The sequence below is a fragment of the Streptomyces sp. NPDC093221 genome (genome assembly GCF_044753885.1).
Classification (GTDB): Bacteria; Actinomycetota; Actinomycetes; order Streptomycetales; family Streptomycetaceae; genus Actinacidiphila.
In genome coordinates, this window is sequence record NZ_JBIVOA010000001.1 from 471,858 (window position 1) to 489,031 (window position 17,174).

Genomic DNA, 17,174 nt, shown 5'->3' on the forward strand with positions numbered 1-17,174 from the left:
GACGGAAGAGTCACGTGACCCAGCAGGACCGTGAACCCGGCAAGTACCTGAACACCCTCGCCTTCCGCTGCACCCCAGGACTGGTCAGCGACGCCGGAGTCCACGTGCGCCACTTCGACGAGGCGACCTGGAAGCTCTGGGACGACTTCGACAGGCTCTGCAAGAAAAAGTTCAGGAACGACTCGGCCCAAGCCCCCTACTCCATCGCCACCACCGTCCTCAACATGACCAGTGGCGGCTACGTCTACTTCGAACCCGACCGCCGCGCTCCGTTCCTCGCCTCCCTCCACCCCCTCGACGACAAGCTGCTCCGCCGTGTGTTCACCCTCGCCTACCACCTCGCCCTGGGCCTGGACGTCAGCACCATCGACCTCACCGCTCCTCCCGAACTCGCCAAGCGGTTCGCTGACACCCCCGAACACAAGTACTTGCTAGCCGACTACCTCCAGGCCACGAAGGACGCCCAGCCCACGGCCCCCAACTGGCTCTATCGCACAGTTGCCTGGCAGCTCTCCCAGCAGCTCGCCACCGAGCCCTGGGCCATCTCCGACAGCCGGACCGTCAAACTGCGGCCCGACACCACCGGCGGCCTGGTCGCCTTCGACGACCCCTGGACGAACGAGCAGGGCGGTCGCTACGCCCTCTCCCGGACGGCTCTCAAGTTGAAGACGCTGCCCAACGTCGCCAACCCCGTGCTGCTGCTGACATCCCGGGTAACCCGGATCTCGTCCTCCCTGGTCTTCTCCAACACCGCCCTCGCCGAGCAGCCCGGCGAGGACCACCCGCTCCTTGAGGTCACCCTCAACGGCCGCGGAGGCGCCCGCACCATCAACCGCTTGGCTCTGCAAGCCCTCGGCCGCCTGGAGATGGACTACTCCGTCCTGCGCGCCATCGACAAGCGGTCGCAGGCGGAGCAGAAGCTGCTCGCCGAGGCGGCAAAGGCAAAAGCCGAGGGAAAGGAGCCGCCCCGCTTCCCCAGCGAGCACCCCGGCCAGGTCTGGCCCATCCTGCCGAAGAACTTCTCCTTCCCCATCGGCACCGGTCCCGGCATGCAGCATCTGCGGCTCCTGCACCAGCACTTCACCAAGGTCTTCGACACCGATGCAGTGCCACTGGAGGCCCGTGAGGTGCGGATGAGCCTGCCGCACCGGCCGACGGACCCGGAGAACATCTCCAAGACGGAGTACCTCCGCCGCAAGGCCGAGCGCGAGGCACATCCGGAGCCCAAGACACTGGGTCCGATCCGCAAGCGCGGCACCCTCTTCCCCGCCCCGGAGTCCATCTTCGCCTCAGTCGAGGCCGCCGGCTTCAAGAAACTGCGCATCATCTGCCTCTGGTACCAGGACGATGCCCGGCTGCGGATGCTCGACACCTTCTGCAAGAGCTTCGACCTCGACCCCGAAGGGCTCGACCCGGAGAACGGCCAGGAACTCCAGCTGCACGGCGACCAGATCGTCGCAGAGTTCCGCCACGCGCCCGACTTCCTCAAGCCCGGCCCCTCTCGCGGGCGCAGGGACGCACTGGCGGCCATCGGCGCACCGATGCGCTCGCAGAACGGGGTGCTTGTCGCGGCATGGTGCGAGACCGAGATTCCCACGTCGGCCGTGGCTGAGGAGTATGCGGGCATCGACTTGGACGATCTCGACGCCAAGCCCCAGACCAGGAACATCCTCGGAGACCTCGGCGTCCCCACCCAGTACCTCCGCGGCCAGGACGAGAAGGGTGTCGTCTTCAAGCCCAAGGCCAAGGACCACCCCGCCGAGATGGCCCTTCTCGACCTCTACCGGTCACTCGGCATCGTCGACGGCCGCATTGCAGACGCCCTACGGCCCGAGAAGGCGGGGTACCCGGTCGACCGCATCGCACACGTCGGCATCCACGTAAGGCAGCAGAACCGGCGCAAGGGGGAGTTCGGCCAGCCCAAGGTCGTCATCACCGCGTCCGCCCTCGTGCCTCCGCAAGCCACCGGTGGCACCTGGACCATGCTCGGGTGGAGCTCTACACGCCCCGAATGGCAGCCCTACCACTTCGCCCAGCCGGCCTTCCACGCCAGCGCCTACCCGGAGGGAACGGGAGATAAGAAGACCTACCGGCAGCGCTGGGACGACGCGGCCGAGACAGTGGAACGCGCCCTCGCCGACCTCGCCGACGAACTCGACGGCACCCCGTACGTGGTCACCGTGGACGAGCAGGCCTCCCGCCGTATGTGGGACGGGCTGCAGAACATGCGACAGGGAGGTTCGCCCGGTGACGGCACCAGCCGGTACTGGCTCCCTGGCACCACGCTGAGCCGCGATGACAGGCCGCAGGCCGTCATCCGCATCAACATCGACAGCGAAGAAGTGCCGCAGCCTGTGAGCACCACCCGTCTTGTCAAGGCCAAGGACAGCGAGCCGGTGGAGCAGGACACCGCGACCACGCTCTACCAGGTCACCACGGACTTCGGCACGCCTGCATGGATCCTCTGCAACGTCCCACGAGCCTTCGACGGGGACGGGGCGGGCCGACTGGGTTCGAAGTACACACGTTGGGATGCCAAGGCCTCCGTCTTCTCCGAGAAGAAGGAGGAACGCCGCAAGGGGGAGATGCCACAGAACTGGTACTCCATGACGGCCAGCGAAATCTACCCGCTCGCCTGCGCTGCCGGAGTTTCCGAGGAAGCCCTCGCCATCACCACAGCGAAGCTCTGCCACCAGAGCCAGTTCTGGGACGGCCGCTCCCGCTTCCCCGTCCCCCTGCACGCCGCGAAGCAGATGGACCTCGACCACCCGCAGTACCGACGCACTGCCGCACCTGAGGAGAAGCCGAGCCCGGAACTCGGTATCGAGGACGCTACCGCCGAGGGAACCGAGGAGCAGGAGCAATAGGGCCTGGAAGGGCCGGCTTCGCCGAGTTCCGCGATACCGCCCCACATACGGAACCGCGACTTGCTTGTCCCGGCTGGCCGTGAACCCACTTGGATCAGTTGTGGGCGCACACAGGCGTATGCGTGCACAGAACTGCCGCTGACCATCTGAGTCGGAGCAATGCGGCGTCCACGCAATTGACTGGACTACCCGAGCGCGATGGTCGACGATGGTGCGATGAGTACTGAAACGGAACCGGTCTTTATCCTGATCACGATGGATCGGAAGGCCGATTTCATTGTCTTCACGCGGTCGGACGGCAAGGAAGCCAGGTTCCCCTTGTCGTCGTCACCATTCGAGGCCAGCAGCGTGCTGTCGAAGATCCATCTGGCGCCGTTTTTGGGCGCGCTTCTGGTCGAGACCCAATATGGTGATGAGGTTCTCTTCGAACTACCCATCGGTGATGCCCTTGATCAACTCGCGGGGCGCCTCGTGGTTTATCTGGACCAAAATCAGTGGAGTGCTCTCAGCAATGCCCGTCACAGGGCCCATGAGGTCAGTAAAGAATTGCGCGAAGCGGCCGATCGGCTTGATACGTGGCTCAGGGAAGGGCGTCTCGTCCTGCCAGCATCCTCCGCCCATTACTACGAGACAACCAAGCGCTTTGATGCTCGCAAGCGGTATGAACTGGGGCTGACGATACTGCAGTGCAGCCGCGGCTGGCAGATGCGCGACCCCCCCCAGGTTCGCCGAAACGAAATTCAGGCCGGTCTCCGCCTCCGGCTGTCCAAGCCGGACAGCGTGCAGGCCGAGGCAGTCTTCACCCTTGACCCGAATGCACTCCATTCATCAATACGAGGCAAGCAGGGCTACTCGGCATCCAAAGATCTCCCCCCGGAACAGGTGCGGGCCGTCGAGACTCTGACTTCGGCGGTAGCTTACATCGATACCATGCTCGATGCAGAGCGGCTCGAAACGGGGCCGGACACGGGTTGGGCTGCGGCGAATCAGCGATTCAGCGACTGGCTAGATGGAGAGGGGCGCGATTCTCAACAGAAGCGCAAGGTAATCGATATTCTTATGTTGTCGGACCTGCGCCGTGAGCTCGCCGAGGAGTCGTACTCGGCAGGTTTGCCGCTTGAACAGTTGCCGCAATGGTTCATGAAGGATGTTATCCGAGACATCAACGGCTACCCGATGCTGGGGATTTTCCGTGAGACGCTGCACCAGAGGCACTTGAACAAGGGCACAACGTGGCGGCCCAACGACCTTACAGATATGATCTATCTATCGTGTGCCGCCGGGTATGCCGACATTGTCGTCTGTGAAAAGCATATGCGAGAGCCCTTGACGCGCGGTGTGCGACGCGTAGGACGCTCTGCGAGAGTCTTCCGGCACCTCACCGAAGCTGTTGATGCGATCGACACCTTCCTGGCAAGCGCTCCGGCGGCACGCTTCAGATGACTGGGCCTGGCTGCTCGAAGATTGCTTGTGAGAGCACCTCTCCGACGGTGTCCACCGCGGCCGAAAGATCGATGAGCCCGCCCGGGAGGGCACCGGATCCGAGAGCGCAGGATCCGATCAGTTCACGGCATTCCTGGATCTGCCGGGGCGTCGCCAGCATAGTGGCGAGGGGATGCGTGATGAACTCGCGGGCTGCGTAGCCGTCACGGGCATCCGCAGTTCGGCGGGCAATGTCTTCGACGAGCCTGCGCGCTGCGGAATGGCCGGTGGACGCGACCGCATCGAGGGCGGTGAGGCCGAGGCGGATGTCGAAGACGGTGAGCCCAGGCTCGACTTCCTGGGCCAGGTACATGTTCTCGAGGTCGGACAAGTGGTTGTCGAGGTCTTGCTCCGCGTCGCGGCGGTAGAGGGCGGTCAGGCAGGCTGTGACGAGCTGCTCCCACGGTTCGCCAGGTGCCGTACTGGTGAGCAGTTCGGCGGCACGGTCGGTGTCGCCTTCGGTGAGTGAGGCGACGACGGCGACCTGGCGGCCGTCGAGCATGCGGGTGCCGATGCCGTGGTGGTGCTCGATGTGGGCGAGGGCTTCCTGCCAGCGGCCGGTGGTGGTCAAGGTGCGGGTGCCGTCGGCGAGGAGGACGCGCCATAGCCACGCGTGGACTTCGCGTCGGTCTTCGTCGGTGCGGGTGAGATCGGCCGGGACGGTGATGCCCTCGAATGTGGCCGGGCTGCCGGTGCCCACGGCTTCGTAGAGGTCGAGGAGGCGTTGGCGGGCTTCATCGGGGTGGCCGGCGCGGATCTGTAGGCGGGCGAGGTTGATCAGGGGTTCCAGGCCGCGTATGGCGCTCATGGCGGGCAGCGGGCCTGCGGTCAGGTACGCCTTGGCGTGGCGGTGGCACATCGACCGGGCGAGGTCGGGGAGGCCGACGTCGGAGGCGAGAAGGGCGGCCTGGTTGAAGACGGTGGAGGCCAAGCCCTGGTCGCTCTGCTCAGCGGCCCGGCTGGCCAGATCCGCCAGTGCCCGCACGCGGTCGGGCAGCGGCAGGCAAGCGGGGCGGAAGCGGGCGACGAGGGGGAAGCGTTTGGCTATCGGGCCGTGCGGGTCCATGAGTCCGCCTGCAGGTGAAGGGGGTGGGGAGGGGCCGGGGGAGCCCGTCGGCTGCACCTGCGGGCTCCCCCCAAAACGTGAGACGGCGTTACCGCCAGTCGACGACGATGCGGTTCAGCGGGGTGTCGATGACGAACAGGCCCGGCCGCTGCTCGATCGCGGGTGCGTCGAGACGCTGGATCTCGAAGGTGGCCTCGCGGCCCCGGAAGTCGCGGTCCCAGGTGCGGAGCGCGTCGGCGACCTTCGCGGCCAACTCGTCGCTGCCGGGGCCGTGGCCGATGACGCCGAACTCCCAGAGCTTGCCGCCCTCGGAGTTCGTCTGCTTCGACAGGCGGCGGGCGAGGTAGGTGACGGCACCCTTGTCGACGGCCGCGGTGGAGGACGGGTAGGGGTCCTCGGTGAGCAGCGTGCCCTTCGCGTCGGCCGGGAACAGCATCCGGACCAGACCGGAGGGCAGGGAGCAGGAGACGAACAGCTCCATCCACTCCGGCGACTCCATGGCCCGGACGGTCATGCCGGTCCACTCCTCGGTGCGCGGCTGGTCCAGCACTCCGGCGAGGGCTTCGGCGTCGACGGGCTGGCCGGCGGGGGCCTGGAGCCGTACGGTGCCGTCCGTGCTGAGGGGGATAACGCGACGGTTGTCGTCGGCGATGCCGCGGCGCAGGGGCATGAAGGTGTTCATCTTGCTGCTGACGCTGTTCCAGCGGCCGTCGTGCTGCTCGTAGGCCATGGAGCGCGACACGCTGCCCTTGAGGCGCTGGGGAACGACGAGTCGTCCGCCCGGTGCGAGCTGGTCGAGCCAGGCGTGCGGGACGCCGTGCGCGCCTACCGTGGCGATGATCCGATCGTACGGAGCGCCTTCGGCGTGGCCGAGTGCGCCATCGCGGGTCAGCGCCTCGACGTTGCTGAACCCGGCGGTGGTCAGGTGGGCGCGGGCGCCCTCCACGAGGTCGTCGTCGACGTCGATGGTCGTGACGTGGCCGGTCTCGCCGACGAGGTGGGCGAGGAGGGCAGCGTTGTAGCCGGTGCCGGCGCCGAGTTCGAGGATGCGTTCCCCGGGGCGGGCGTCGAGCTGGTCCAGCATGAGGGCGACGACTCCGGGCTGGGAGGCGCAGGAGATCGACGTGCCGTCGGTGTCGTACTTGATGTTGACCGGGCTGTTGGCGTAGGCGTCTTCGAGGGCCGCGTCGGGCACGAACAGGTGGCGAGGCACGGTACGCAGGGCGGTGTCGACGGCTGGCGTGCGGGCGTTGCCGGATGCGCGGATCTGGTCGACCAGGGCATTGCGGAGTCGTACGGCCTCGGCCCCGTCAGTGGCGATCATGTCGGTGGTCACCGCCCCGACGCTAGTGGTTTCGGGCGTGCCCTCGACGGACGACGCGGTGGTGTCACTCGATCCCATGACTGCCTCTCGTGCGGTGGTGAACAGGGCGCTTTGGTCGTCCGGGAGGAGACCTGCGCGGTTGGCGTGGAAGATCACGTGGTGGGCGATGACGGCGCGCAGACCGCGCGAGAGCCCTCCCCCAACGGCGAGGATGGCCAGCGTCGTTCCGGCCCGCTCGAAGGCGGTCACCCACTCGGCGTGCCCGTCGAGCGGGCGGTCCGGGCGGCACAGGCTGCCCGCGTCGACGGTCATCAGGGTGCGCATCGCCGGTATCAGGGCGGCGGCCCGTTCCGGGGGGAAGTCGGTGGCCGGTCGCAGTACGGCGGCCTTGGTCCACACGTCGCCCTGCTCGAACCAGTCGAGATTGGCGGCGCGCATCAGGGCGCTGAGCAAGAGGACGGCGGTCTCGCGACGGCCCAGCCGCCCGGGGCCGGGCTGGTAGGTGAGCAGGTGTCGGCTGTCCTCGTGGAAAAGGTCGTGGGCGGCGCCCATGGCGAGGGCTCCGCCGAAGGCGATGGACTCCGGCTCGTAGATGCCGGGCGGACAGGACTTCACCACGCCCTCGTCAGCGAGTTCACTCAGGACCGACTCGACCAGCAGCGACGGCTGCGCGGCCCGGTAACGTAGCGGCCAGGGCTGTTTGTTCATGAACCACCAGCCGTCGAGCTGCCCGGCTTCCTCGGCTGCGAAGAGGGCGGGGCCGAGGCGTTCGGTGATGGCGTGCTTGCCGCTCTCGCGGTCGGTGAAGACGACGTTGTGCTGGTGCCAGGGGTACGGGTCCATGGCCGGGGGTCCTTCGATCGGCGGGGTCAGGCCAGGAGCAGGCAGGAGTCCCAGGTGGATGCGGGCGGGCTGGTGGTGGCGGGAGAGAGGAGTGCCAGGGCTATACCGGCGGCGCCGTCGAGGAACCCGGGACCGGCTTTCTCGTCCTGCATCAGTGCCTTGGCCACGGTGGCGGGTTCGGTGCCCGGCGGACACACCGTGCTCAGGAGCGCCGGGATCGCGGCGCGGAGCTGTGCGACGGTCGAAGGGTGGGCGTCGGCGGCGGTACGGGCCGCGACGTGCGCGAGTCCGGCGAAACCGTGGCACAGGCCGTTGTCCGTGGTGGCATTGAGCTGCGCGGAGTCGGTGACGGCGGCCACGAGTGCTGCCTCCGCCTCGACTTGGCGGTGTACGTCTCCGAGGGTGAGGGCGGCGAGCTGCTGGGCACGGGCGAGGCCGGCGGTGCCGTAGCACCATGAGGGGCGGCGCGGTGCGAAGGGGACGGAACGCCCCTTGCGGAGTTCGGCACGGGTGACCCAGAACGGCCAGGCGACGCCGGGACCGCCCTCTTCCTGCCACCGATCGAGCCACGCCAGGATCGTCCGGATCGCTTCGAGGTGGCCGACGACAGTGTTGCCGCGCCGGGCGGCGAGAGCCAGCAGCGCGAGGACTCCGCTGATGCCGTGCGCCATGCCGTTGTTGGCGTGTCCGCCGGGGAACCGTTTGTCCGGGCGGCCGGAGGGACCGGAGGTCGTCCACCAGCCGGGCAGAATCTCGCCGTCGTGGGCGACCGGCTCGGTGAGGCGGACGCAATAGTGGAGGAGCTTGTTCAGGGTGGGGTCGTGCGGGTCGCGGTGAAGAAGGAAGGCGCCGTAGCCGGCGAGTCCTCGGATCACGTCGAACTCGGCCAGCTCAGGCAAGCCGCTGGCGTCGATGCGTCGATGCGCGGTGTCGAGGCGCCGACGGACATCGCGGTCGATCTGCGCGTCGAGGCCGGCGAGGGCGCGCTGATAAGGGCCGCCCTGGTGCTCGGCTGCGCAGGCCACGGCGTGGGCGAGGGCCGGGGCGCCGTAGAAGGGGTGGCTGTCGGGTCCGCTGGTGAACGGCTGCTGGGTGGCGGCGGCGAGCCAGGCGTGGGCGCGCTGCCACGGGCCCAGACCGGCCGCGGCGCGTTCGATGTGCAGCAGCGCGATCCCCAGGGGTCCGTACGCGAGCTGCTGCCGGTCGGTGGTCATGGTGCGCGGACTCATCGGGGCGGTGTCGGGGTCGGCCAGGAGGTCGGCGACGGTGTCCGCCACTTTCAGCGCGTGGGGATCGGTCACCGTGCCCTCCGGGAGCACCAGGCGAGGGCGGCGGCGCGGGTGAGGTAGAGGCAGATCTCCTCCTCCGGGAAGTCGACCGCGACGTGCCGTACGAAGTGGACGTGCAGGAGTGAGGAGAGGACGTCGTCCAGGCGGATGCCTTGGGTGTCCGGCCCTGGGAGGTGGGAGCGGTAGGCGGCAAGCGCCGTGTCCCGGTCGGCCCACGCTTCCACGGTGGCCTGCCCACCGGTAACGTCGTGCAGCGCCGCCCAACCGTTGGACGGGTCGGCCAGCCGTACGGTCTCGGCGAATTGTGGGCGCGGCACCGGGGCGGGCCCGGTGGAGGGGATGTGGGTGATCAGCCACCGCATCGCGGCCTCGGTGCTGCCGAGGAACGCGGTGGCGATGCCGATGCTGTGCGCGGCCACCAGTGCGCGTTGCGGCGGACGTTGGCGCTGGGCGAGTTGGGTGACGACGGCCCGCGAGTCGGTACGGAACACCTCCTCGGCGGCGTCCCAGGCTGAGCCCGATCCCCAGCGGCCCATCTCGCGGTAGGAGGCGGGGAAGCGCAGGTCCGACAGCAGTCCGGCTGTGCGCAGCTCGTTGGCCCAGGTGCCGACGGTGCGGACGGTCTCGGCGAAGGCGTCGGGATCGGGCAGCGCGATGCGCAGCCGCAGGTGGTGGGCGGGGTCGCGAAAGCGGATGAACCACCAAGCCGGGCCGCCGAGCCGGTCCAGCAGGTCGGGGACGTACTGGGCGAGGAGAACGTCCTGGCGGCGCAGGTCTCCGTAAAGGGTGGCGAGCAGAAGCGAGGAGAGACCGGGCGTCTGGATCTGTTCCGGAGAGAAGGCCCGGTCCGGGCTGGGGATCGGCAGAGTGGGCCAGGCCGGGGGTCGGGTCGCCTTGAGCGGTACGACGACCTCGTGCGCGCGGCCGTCGCACCAGCCGTACGCGTCGGCGTCCGGCCCTTCCACGAGGACCGCCGACGGGGCGCGGTTCAGATGCCGGCGCAGCAGGGTTCGGTGCGCGGCGTGATCGAGGTGGAGGAGGAGGCGTCGATCGCCTTCGGCCAGGTGGACCCGCAGCGGCATCCGCCGCCGGATCCGCCAGTCCTCAAGGGCCGTGTCCCACTGGCCTTGCGGGCAGTCGTGGCTGGGCAGTTCGGCGGCTTCGAGCCGCCACCGTGCCGGGGCGAGCACCGTACGGCCGTAGCGTAGCCGCGGCAGGAACGGCATCGCGTTCGCGGCGCCCCAGTCGAACAGGGTGACCTGCGCGCACTGGGCGCGGGACAGCTCGGTGAGGAAGCGGACCAGCGGCGGCGTGTGTTCCTTCAGGTTCAGCGCGTGCATGCCTACGGCCTCGATCCGCTGCCCGCGTGCGGGCGCGGCCAGATACATGCGGCGGCCGTCGCAGGCCACTGCCAGGTCGGCCGGGCCGAGCACGTCGGCGGTCGGGCCACGGTGCTCCTGGACGCTGATCACGGTGGGCAGGACCTGCGGAGCGCGCGTGACGTGTGCGCTGGCGGGGTGCAGCGGTGGGAAGGACAACTGGGCCACGACGGTGCCGGCGTCGGCGGTCGGGAGGTCGGCCAGCTCCGCCGCCAGCCGCTCGCGGTCCTCGGGCGCCAGCACGCTGAGGAATCGGCCTGTGGTGACGCCGACGCCGCGGGACACGCTCGCCACTTCCAGCCGGAACCGGCCGCGTCGCAGTTCCTCGGCACCGGCAGCGTGCACCCGAACGCCGACCTCCAGGTGCGGCGGCACCCTGGGGTGCTCCGGCCCCAGTTCCATCGCGGCGATCAGCTCGTCGGTGAGGACCACTTCGTCCCGGCCGTCGAGGGCGGCGGCCTGCGCCAGCCGCACCAGAGTGTCGTCCCGCGCGGAGAGGCGGGAGCGGCGCCCGGCTGTCTGGGCGCCTGGATATCCGTCGGGGAAGCCGGTGCCGCTGTCGGCGACGACGTCGGTGAGCGGCACCATCGTGCCGATGCCGTACTTCTCGTAGAAGCGGCGCTGGTACGCCTTCCATGCCGTGGTCCCGTACGGCAGGGCACTGACCCGGGCCAGAACGCCGGCGGCGCGCTCGACCTCGCGGGCGACCTGTTCCGGCAGCTCGACCGTCGCGTCCAAGCGCATGTCGAGGACAAGGGGGTGGCGGTTGAGGTCCGGAACCACGGACCGCATCCGCGCGGCGGCGCGGGCCCGGCCGCCGGGCGAGTCACAGCTACGCAGGTCGTCCCGCACGGTACGTAGTTCGCGGACCGTACCGGTGACCGGAGCGACCGCGTCGGCGTTCACGGCATCGAGCTGGCTCAGCAAGTAGTTCAGGGCGTCGGTCTCGGTGCTCGGCGCGTGCAGGCTGGTGATCAGCACGTGGTTGTGGATCAGTCCCTGCACGAGCCGCTGCGCCCGGCCCGGACCTGCCGCAGGGAAGTCCGCGGCCAGCTTGTCGGAGAGGACACCTGCGCAGATGGGTTCGCGGGCTGCTGCGTCCAGGATCACCCGCACCGGTTCGGTCAGCACGATGGATGCCTCGACCGCACGTCGCCGGTCGCTGCGGACGTCGGACTCGTACGGGACAACCAGCTGTCCACCGCGTACCTGCACGGTGTTGTTGAGTAGCACCGGAAGTCGCTCCAGCAGCTCGGGACATGACTCCAGCCGTTCGATGACGGCCGTCAGCCACTCCGCGCTCGCCCGCGCGATGACCGTATGGTCCGAACCCCACGTCGCCCCTGCTCCTGTCCCGATGGCGGCGGCGGTGACGCCGGCGAACAGACCGAAGGGAGTTGCCCGCTGCTCGGCACGCAGTACATAGCGGGCCACCGAGGCGGCGGCGCGCCGCACGTCACGGTCGGCCGGGGCTTCGCAGGAGCACAGGGCCCGCACCTGGGAGGCGAGGGCCGGACTCGCGTGCTCCAGCGCCTCGGCAACGTGCCTCTCGGACCAGACCTCTCGCAACCACGCCAGCCGGAGAGCCATGCCGCGGGGAGAAGGGTCATCGAGGCTAGGGACTGGAGGGACAGGGACTCTCGGCCGAGCGACCGCGCGGACGAGCGCGGTGCTCCCGGCACGGAAGGTGGTGCTCGGAGCCATCACGACCTCCTGGTCCAGACGGGCGGCCGGTGCCTTCGCACACGAAGACACCGGCCGGATACCGAGTGCCTGGGATCAGGCCACGTTGGTGGTGCAGGCGCCGCAGGTCGAGCCGCAGCCGTCGTCCGTCAGGCTGATCAGACCTGCGACATCGCCGACCTCGACCAGGGTGACGTCCAGTTCGAAGCCGTCCGATGTCGTCGTGCTTGCGGCCACCGGCTGCGCCTTCGTGGTGTGCGTGATGTTGGGGCTCATGCCAATTCCCTTTCGTTTTTTTGGGGGGTGCGGATGGTGCTGCTGACAAGTGCCTACGTGCGGAGCGCATGGAGACAACCACGCCGCGGAGGTGGTTACCGGCCACCGGCCCGAGGCGCTGGCTTGGGTGCGGCGTCGGACGCAGGCGTGGCACCGGCCTGTTACGAGGTGTGACTCGTCTCACCGACCGGAGCGCAACGGGGGTTCCAGGGGGTCGTCAATCTGCCAGGTGTGACCACCGGGGTGACCTTCGTACTCGCCACAGCCGCCGTGGGCGGGGTGGGAGGCGGGGCAGTCGGGGAGGACGAGCAGCGTGTCGGGGGTGCTGTCATGGAGCCAGCGGCTCCACGCGGCCGTTTTCTCGGCGACATCGTGGACCAAGGCGTAATGGTGGCCGCCAGTGTGGTGTTCGAGGGTGCAGCGCAGGTCGCGGATGTCGGCGGGTATGCCGTGGCGATCGCCGGCCCAGGCGAGGGCGGTGCGGGCGAGGGGGTCGGGCAGGACCGTCATCGCGGAGCAGAGGGGCGGTCGGCTGGGCACCGGGTCGCGGTCCGTCGGGGAATTGGAGGTGGCGGTGGTCACGGCGTATTCCTAGGAGGTGGGTGTGGATCACTGTGCGGATCGGATCGGCCGAGGCGGCCGGAGGCGGTCTGGCCGAGCGACGGCGCGGCTCGGCGTGCTGAGATGTACTCACGCGGTCACCGCGTGGTTGCCGGTGGTGGTCAGAGCGGGTTCCGGCGGAACGCCGGCCGTGACGGGGAGTTGGGCCCAGACGGCCTTCCCCGGACGGTGTGCGGCCGGCTGGTAGCCCCATGCGCCATCGCTGAGGCCGTTCACCAGTTGCAGGCCCCGGCCGTTCTCGGACTCGGCGGAGGGCGGGCGCAGGAGAGGCGGGCGCGGGCTTTCGTCGTACATGGCTATGCACAGGCGGTCGGCTGCGATCCACAGGGTCAACTCGCACCGGGGAACGTGCGGTTGTCCGCAGTCGGGGGCGAACGGCTTTGCCTCGGCGCCTGCGTGGCGTACGGCGTTGGAAGCCAGTTCGGCGACAACGGTGAGGGCGTCGTACGCGAGGTCTTCGGGCAGGCCCCAGTCGCGTAAGACGGCGTCGGCGTGCCCCTTGGCGTAACGGACGGCCGACCGTTCGCATGCCAGGTCCAGCACGCTGTGTAAGCGGGAGCTGGAGGTCATGACCACACCCTTCACCGATGTCTCCGGGCAGCCACGGCGTCTGTGGGACGACCGGGGCAACGCTGCTGTCTGTAATCAGTCAACGACAGAAACGATCGGCGAAAGTGCACAAGAAGTGCACAAGCCCGGGGTGGGGGTATGGATGGGCTGAGAGCATGGCTGGGAAGGAAGACGATCAGAGGGACACTGGCGACATGGGATCAGTCATCGCAGTTCCTGGGCCCGGTGCCAACGTCTCCCGGCTCCGCAAGGAACGGGGCTGGGGGCAGGCGCGGTTGGCCGCGGCGGCGGGGGTGTCGACCTCCCAGCTCGGCAAGATCGAGCGGGGTGAGCGCACGCTGACGCAGGGCGTCGCGGCCGCCCTCGCGCGTGCCATGAACCTCTCTCTCGAAGAGGTGCTCGGCACCACGGCCGTCCCGCTGGACGCCGCGGCTTCGGTGAAGGCCCTCAACAGCGCGGTGCGCAGATTCGACCTCCCCCACGAGCCCGAGATGAGCGGCGAGGAGGTCAGGGCGGCCCTGGACGCGATGGGCCGTACCCGTAGCAGCGCCGACCTCGACAAGGTGCTGACCGACCTGCCGGCGCTGGTCTGCGGGGCGCAGAACCACGCGCACGCGGTGGGTACGCCGGAAGCCTGGGCATGGGTGGTGGAGGCGTACTCCTCCGTCTACTGGTTGGCCGCCAGGCACCGCTGGATGACGCTGGCCGATCTCGCCGTCACCAAGCAGAAGCTGGCCGCACAGCAGTCCGACCCGGTGACCGCCGCCCTGGCCGCCCGGGACGAGGCCGGGATCTACCTCAACCACGGCGAGTTCGAGGACGGCCTCGCGGTCGTGGACCGCGCCATTGTCGAGGCGGAGGGAAACGCGACGGGACGGGGACGTACGTACGCCCTGGGCATCCTCCACCTGCGCGGCCTGACGCTGGCCGGGCGCCTTCAGGACAAGCGGACCGCCGACCAGCACATCGGCCGCGCGTGGTCTGTCGCGGACGACTTCAGCGAGGACGTCGAGCGCTGTGGCATCCAGTTCGGGCCCGAGAACACCGCGGTCCACGTGATCGCAACCAGCGGGGACCTGCGCCGGCACGGCGACGCCATCAGCACGATGGAGGACCTCATGCGCGACGGGGTCTCCCTCCCGGCCACCCGGACCAGCCCCCTCCACATGAACACCGCCCGCTCCCGCCTCGCCCTCGGCGACCGGGACGGCGCGCTGGAGGACCTGGAGATGGCATGGGTCCTCGCCCCCCAGATGGCGAAGGTCCATCCCACCTCGCAGGAAGTCCTCCGCGTCCTCACCTCGGCCCACAAACGCAGCAACCCCCGCCTGGTGAAGCTGGCGAAGAGGGCGCACATCCAGTTCTGACGGTCTACGGCAGGTGCTTCCCGGTCAGCCCCCCGCGCGGCTTGGCGAGGTGTTGGAGGGCTGACGCGGGCGCAATACGCGTCAGCGGAATGCGTCACCGTCCACGGCGCCACCCAGGAGCCTCGGACTGCGGATTGGGAGCCGCGGGCGGAAGCGTGTCCGCCTGAACGGCACGGGACGTTCCGATCACAGGGGACCGCAGGCGGGCGGCCTCAGCGCGGCGGTTCGGGGCGGGGTTGCGGTTGGTGTGCTGGATGCGGCCGAGGAGGACGCGGGCTGGCTGGGAGGCGGTATGGAGTTCGCGTTGCTCGGCGGCTTCTTTGAGGAGCTGGAGCGGCTTGTGGCCGCCGGCTTCGGCGTCGGCGAGGACGGTGGCGAGGGCGGGCCAGTCGGGGTCGGCGAGGATGCGGGTGGCGTGGTCGGGGATGGCGGCGCGCACGTCGTTGGCGAGGGTGGCGCGGGTGTCGGGGTTGGGCTGGCGTTGGGCGAGGGCGGTGAGCTGGGGTGCGGCTGCCTGGTCGTGGGCGGCTTGGAGGTGCTGGACGGTCCGGTGGGCGGCGGCGGCCTGCTGGGCGTGGCTTCGGGCGGTGTGCCAGCGTTCGGCGAGGATGGCGGACCAGATGAGGGCTGAGAGCAGGACGGCGAGGGGGCTGCCGTCCTTGCCCATGCCCGCGTTGACGAGGTCGCGTGCAGCTGCTCGCAGTGTGGTGGCGGTGTGGTGTTCGGCGCGGATCTGGGAGCGCTGGGCGTGGGCGAAGGCTCGTGCTGCCGTGCGGAGTTCGGCACGGAGTTCCGCGGGGGCGGCCTGGGCGGTGGCTTCGATCAACTCACCCAAGGCGGCGATCTGAGCCTGGCCACGAGCGTCGGCCCCCTCCCCGGTAACGCTGATCTCGTAGCTGAAGGTGTCCAGGGCTTCGGTGGCGTGCTGCCAGGGGGTGCCGGGCCGGTTGCGGCGGGCGGTGGGGTACTCCTCGGGGGTGCCGGCTTCCAGGCGTGCTTTCAGCTTGGGCAGGGGTGAGGTCGGGGGCGATCTTCCCGCCGGGGTGGTAGATCTGCTCGCCTTCCTTGTTGAGGTCGCCGGGGCGGCCGACGGAGTAGCCGAGGAGGTCGCCGGAGGGACCGCGGCGCGGTTTGACCATGACGTCGCAGGCTTCGAGGTAGGCGAGGAGTCCTTCGGCGGTGGTGGCGTGGGGGATGGCAGCACGGATGCGGTCCTGGAGCCATGCGCGGCTGGTCTGTTCCCACCCGAGGCGCGCGGCCTTGTGCATCTCGGCCTGGCTTGGGGCGCGGGTGGCCGTGCGGTCGCCCTTGTTCAGGCGGCGCAGGCCGTAGTCCCTCTCGATCTCGCGGCATGCGGTACCGACGCGGATGCCGCTGTCGTGGAGTTTGGGGCGTCGGCCGTCTTCGCGGACGGTGGTGGCGAGGATGTGGATGTGGTCGTCGGCGTGACGGACGGCGATCCAGCGGCAGGCCAGGTCGTCACCCTCCGGGGCGATCCCGGCTGCGGCGACGATGCGCTGGGCGATCTCGCCCCACTCCGCGTCGGACAGGTAGCGGTCCTCGGGGGCTGCGCGGACGGGGCAGTGCCAGACGTGGTCGGTGACCGGCTTGCCGAACTCGCTGTTGCGCAGGGCGACGGGTGCGTCGAGATGGCGAGCCAGGGCGGTCAGGGTGGCGTTCTCGTCACGGCCGGGGTCGGGCATGCCGAGCATGGCGAAGCCGGCCACGATGTGCGGGTCGAGGTGTTCGTCGTGGCGGCCGGGGCCGTAGAGGTAGGCGAGCAGGCCGCGGGTGTTGGCACCCGCGGGCTTGATGGCGGCGATCACGGGCGTCCCACCTCCGCCTCGTCGGCCGGCTGGCGGAGGGCTTCGGCGATGGTGACGAGCAGGCGCTGCAGTTCGGCAAGGTGCTCGCGTATCTCGGGTGGGGTGTAGTCGCTGTTCAGGGCACGGGCGATTTGATTGACGTTGTTGCCTATGCGGCTGAGGGCGCGCAGGACCTGAGCGCGGAAGACGTGCGTGCGGCACCGGTCCTCGCTCAGCGGCAGGTTCGCGGTGAACCGGCCGGTGAGGAAGGCGAGGACGATATCGGCGGCGAAGCCGGATTCGCCCTTGTAGCCGTGCTCCGCGGCGGCCTCCTGGAGGAGCGCGTGCTCGTCGGGGGTGAAGCGGAGGGGGCCGACGCGGGCGGTGCGTTTGTCGCCGGTGAAGCGGCGGATCGTGGGCTGCACGCCTTGCGCGGCGGGTTCGGCGGACGCTGGGGCGAGGACGGCTTGCTGGGTGGCGTGGAGCGTGTCCGGGTCGGATGCGGCCCCGACCTCCCGGCCCTGCGCGCCCTCGCGCTGGGCCATCTCCGCCACCCCTGGGGCGGAGATCCCCCGAGACCGGCCGCGAGTCGGACTCGGGTT

11 protein-coding genes and 1 pseudogene are annotated in these 17,174 nt (G+C 69.5%); 3 read left to right on the plus strand and 9 right to left on the minus strand.

The features are described 5' to 3' along the window. Positions 1-14 precede the first annotated feature (14 nt). Positions 15-2,867 carry an RNaseH domain-containing protein gene (locus ACIQCJ_RS02110; RefSeq protein ID WP_402710420.1) on the plus strand — a complete coding sequence of 951 codons (2,853 nt, stop codon included), beginning with the start codon at positions 15-17 and terminating at the stop codon, positions 2,865-2,867. A 216-nt stretch (positions 2,868-3,083) separates the two neighbouring features. Beyond that, positions 3,084-4,310 carry a hypothetical protein gene (locus ACIQCJ_RS02115; RefSeq protein ID WP_402710421.1) on the plus strand — a complete coding sequence of 409 codons (1,227 nt, stop codon included), beginning with the start codon at positions 3,084-3,086 and terminating at the stop codon, positions 4,308-4,310. Here ACIQCJ_RS02115 and ACIQCJ_RS02120 read toward each other — a convergent pair. The 7 genes from ACIQCJ_RS02120 to ACIQCJ_RS02150 all read right to left on the minus strand — a co-directional run bounded on the left by ACIQCJ_RS02120 (position 4,303) and on the right by ACIQCJ_RS02150 (position 13,400). Continuing rightward, complete coding sequence (locus ACIQCJ_RS02120) at positions 4,303-5,415, minus strand: hypothetical protein (protein ID WP_402710422.1); 1,113 nt, start codon at positions 5,413-5,415, stop codon at positions 4,303-4,305. The two genes, ACIQCJ_RS02115 and ACIQCJ_RS02120, sit on opposite strands and share 8 nt — an antisense overlap. A gap of 88 nt (positions 5,416-5,503) precedes the next feature. Next, positions 5,504-7,582 carry a methyltransferase, FxLD system gene (gene fxlM / locus ACIQCJ_RS02125; RefSeq protein WP_402710423.1) on the minus strand — a complete coding sequence of 693 codons (2,079 nt, stop codon included), beginning with the start codon at positions 7,580-7,582 and terminating at the stop codon, positions 5,504-5,506. Positions 7,583-7,608: 26 nt separating this feature from the next. After that, on the minus strand, positions 7,609-8,883 hold the full coding sequence (locus tag ACIQCJ_RS02130; protein WP_402710424.1) for a lanthionine synthetase C family protein: 1,275 nt from the start codon (positions 8,881-8,883) through the stop codon (positions 7,609-7,611). Next, positions 8,880-11,840: a lantibiotic dehydratase gene (locus tag ACIQCJ_RS02135; RefSeq protein ID WP_402710425.1), complete on the minus strand. Its 2,961-nt coding sequence runs from the start codon at positions 11,838-11,840 to the stop codon at positions 8,880-8,882. Before ACIQCJ_RS02135 ends, ACIQCJ_RS02130 begins: the two co-directional genes overlap by 4 nt. 189 nt (positions 11,841-12,029) lie before the next feature. Further along, complete coding sequence (locus ACIQCJ_RS02140) at positions 12,030-12,209, minus strand: FxLD family lanthipeptide (RefSeq protein ID WP_391159250.1); 180 nt, start codon at positions 12,207-12,209, stop codon at positions 12,030-12,032. 180 nt (positions 12,210-12,389) lie between these two features. Then, complete coding sequence (locus ACIQCJ_RS02145) at positions 12,390-12,791, minus strand: hypothetical protein (protein ID WP_391159252.1); 402 nt, start codon at positions 12,789-12,791, stop codon at positions 12,390-12,392. A gap of 108 nt (positions 12,792-12,899) precedes the next feature. Continuing rightward, positions 12,900-13,400, minus strand: coding sequence for an ATP-binding protein (locus ACIQCJ_RS02150; RefSeq protein ID WP_401305319.1), 501 nt, complete (start codon positions 13,398-13,400; stop codon positions 12,900-12,902). A 194-nt stretch (positions 13,401-13,594) separates the two neighbouring features. On the opposite strand from ACIQCJ_RS02150, the gene ACIQCJ_RS02155 reads away from it, so the two are divergent. Further along, positions 13,595-14,767 carry a helix-turn-helix domain-containing protein gene (locus ACIQCJ_RS02155; RefSeq protein WP_391159257.1) on the plus strand — a complete coding sequence of 391 codons (1,173 nt, stop codon included), beginning with the start codon at positions 13,595-13,597 and terminating at the stop codon, positions 14,765-14,767. A 94-nt stretch (positions 14,768-14,861) separates the two neighbouring features. Here ACIQCJ_RS02155 and ACIQCJ_RS02160 read toward each other — a convergent pair. Together ACIQCJ_RS02160 and ACIQCJ_RS02165 are read right to left on the minus strand one after the other, a co-directional pair. Further along, a pseudogene (locus tag ACIQCJ_RS02160) lies at positions 14,862-16,593 on the minus strand (relaxase/mobilization nuclease domain-containing protein). After that, positions 16,590-17,126, minus strand: coding sequence for a MobC family plasmid mobilization relaxosome protein (locus ACIQCJ_RS02165; RefSeq protein ID WP_402710426.1), 537 nt, complete (start codon positions 17,124-17,126; stop codon positions 16,590-16,592). Before ACIQCJ_RS02165 ends, ACIQCJ_RS02160 begins: the two are co-directional and overlap by 4 nt. Between the last annotated feature and the right edge of the window lie 48 nt (positions 17,127-17,174).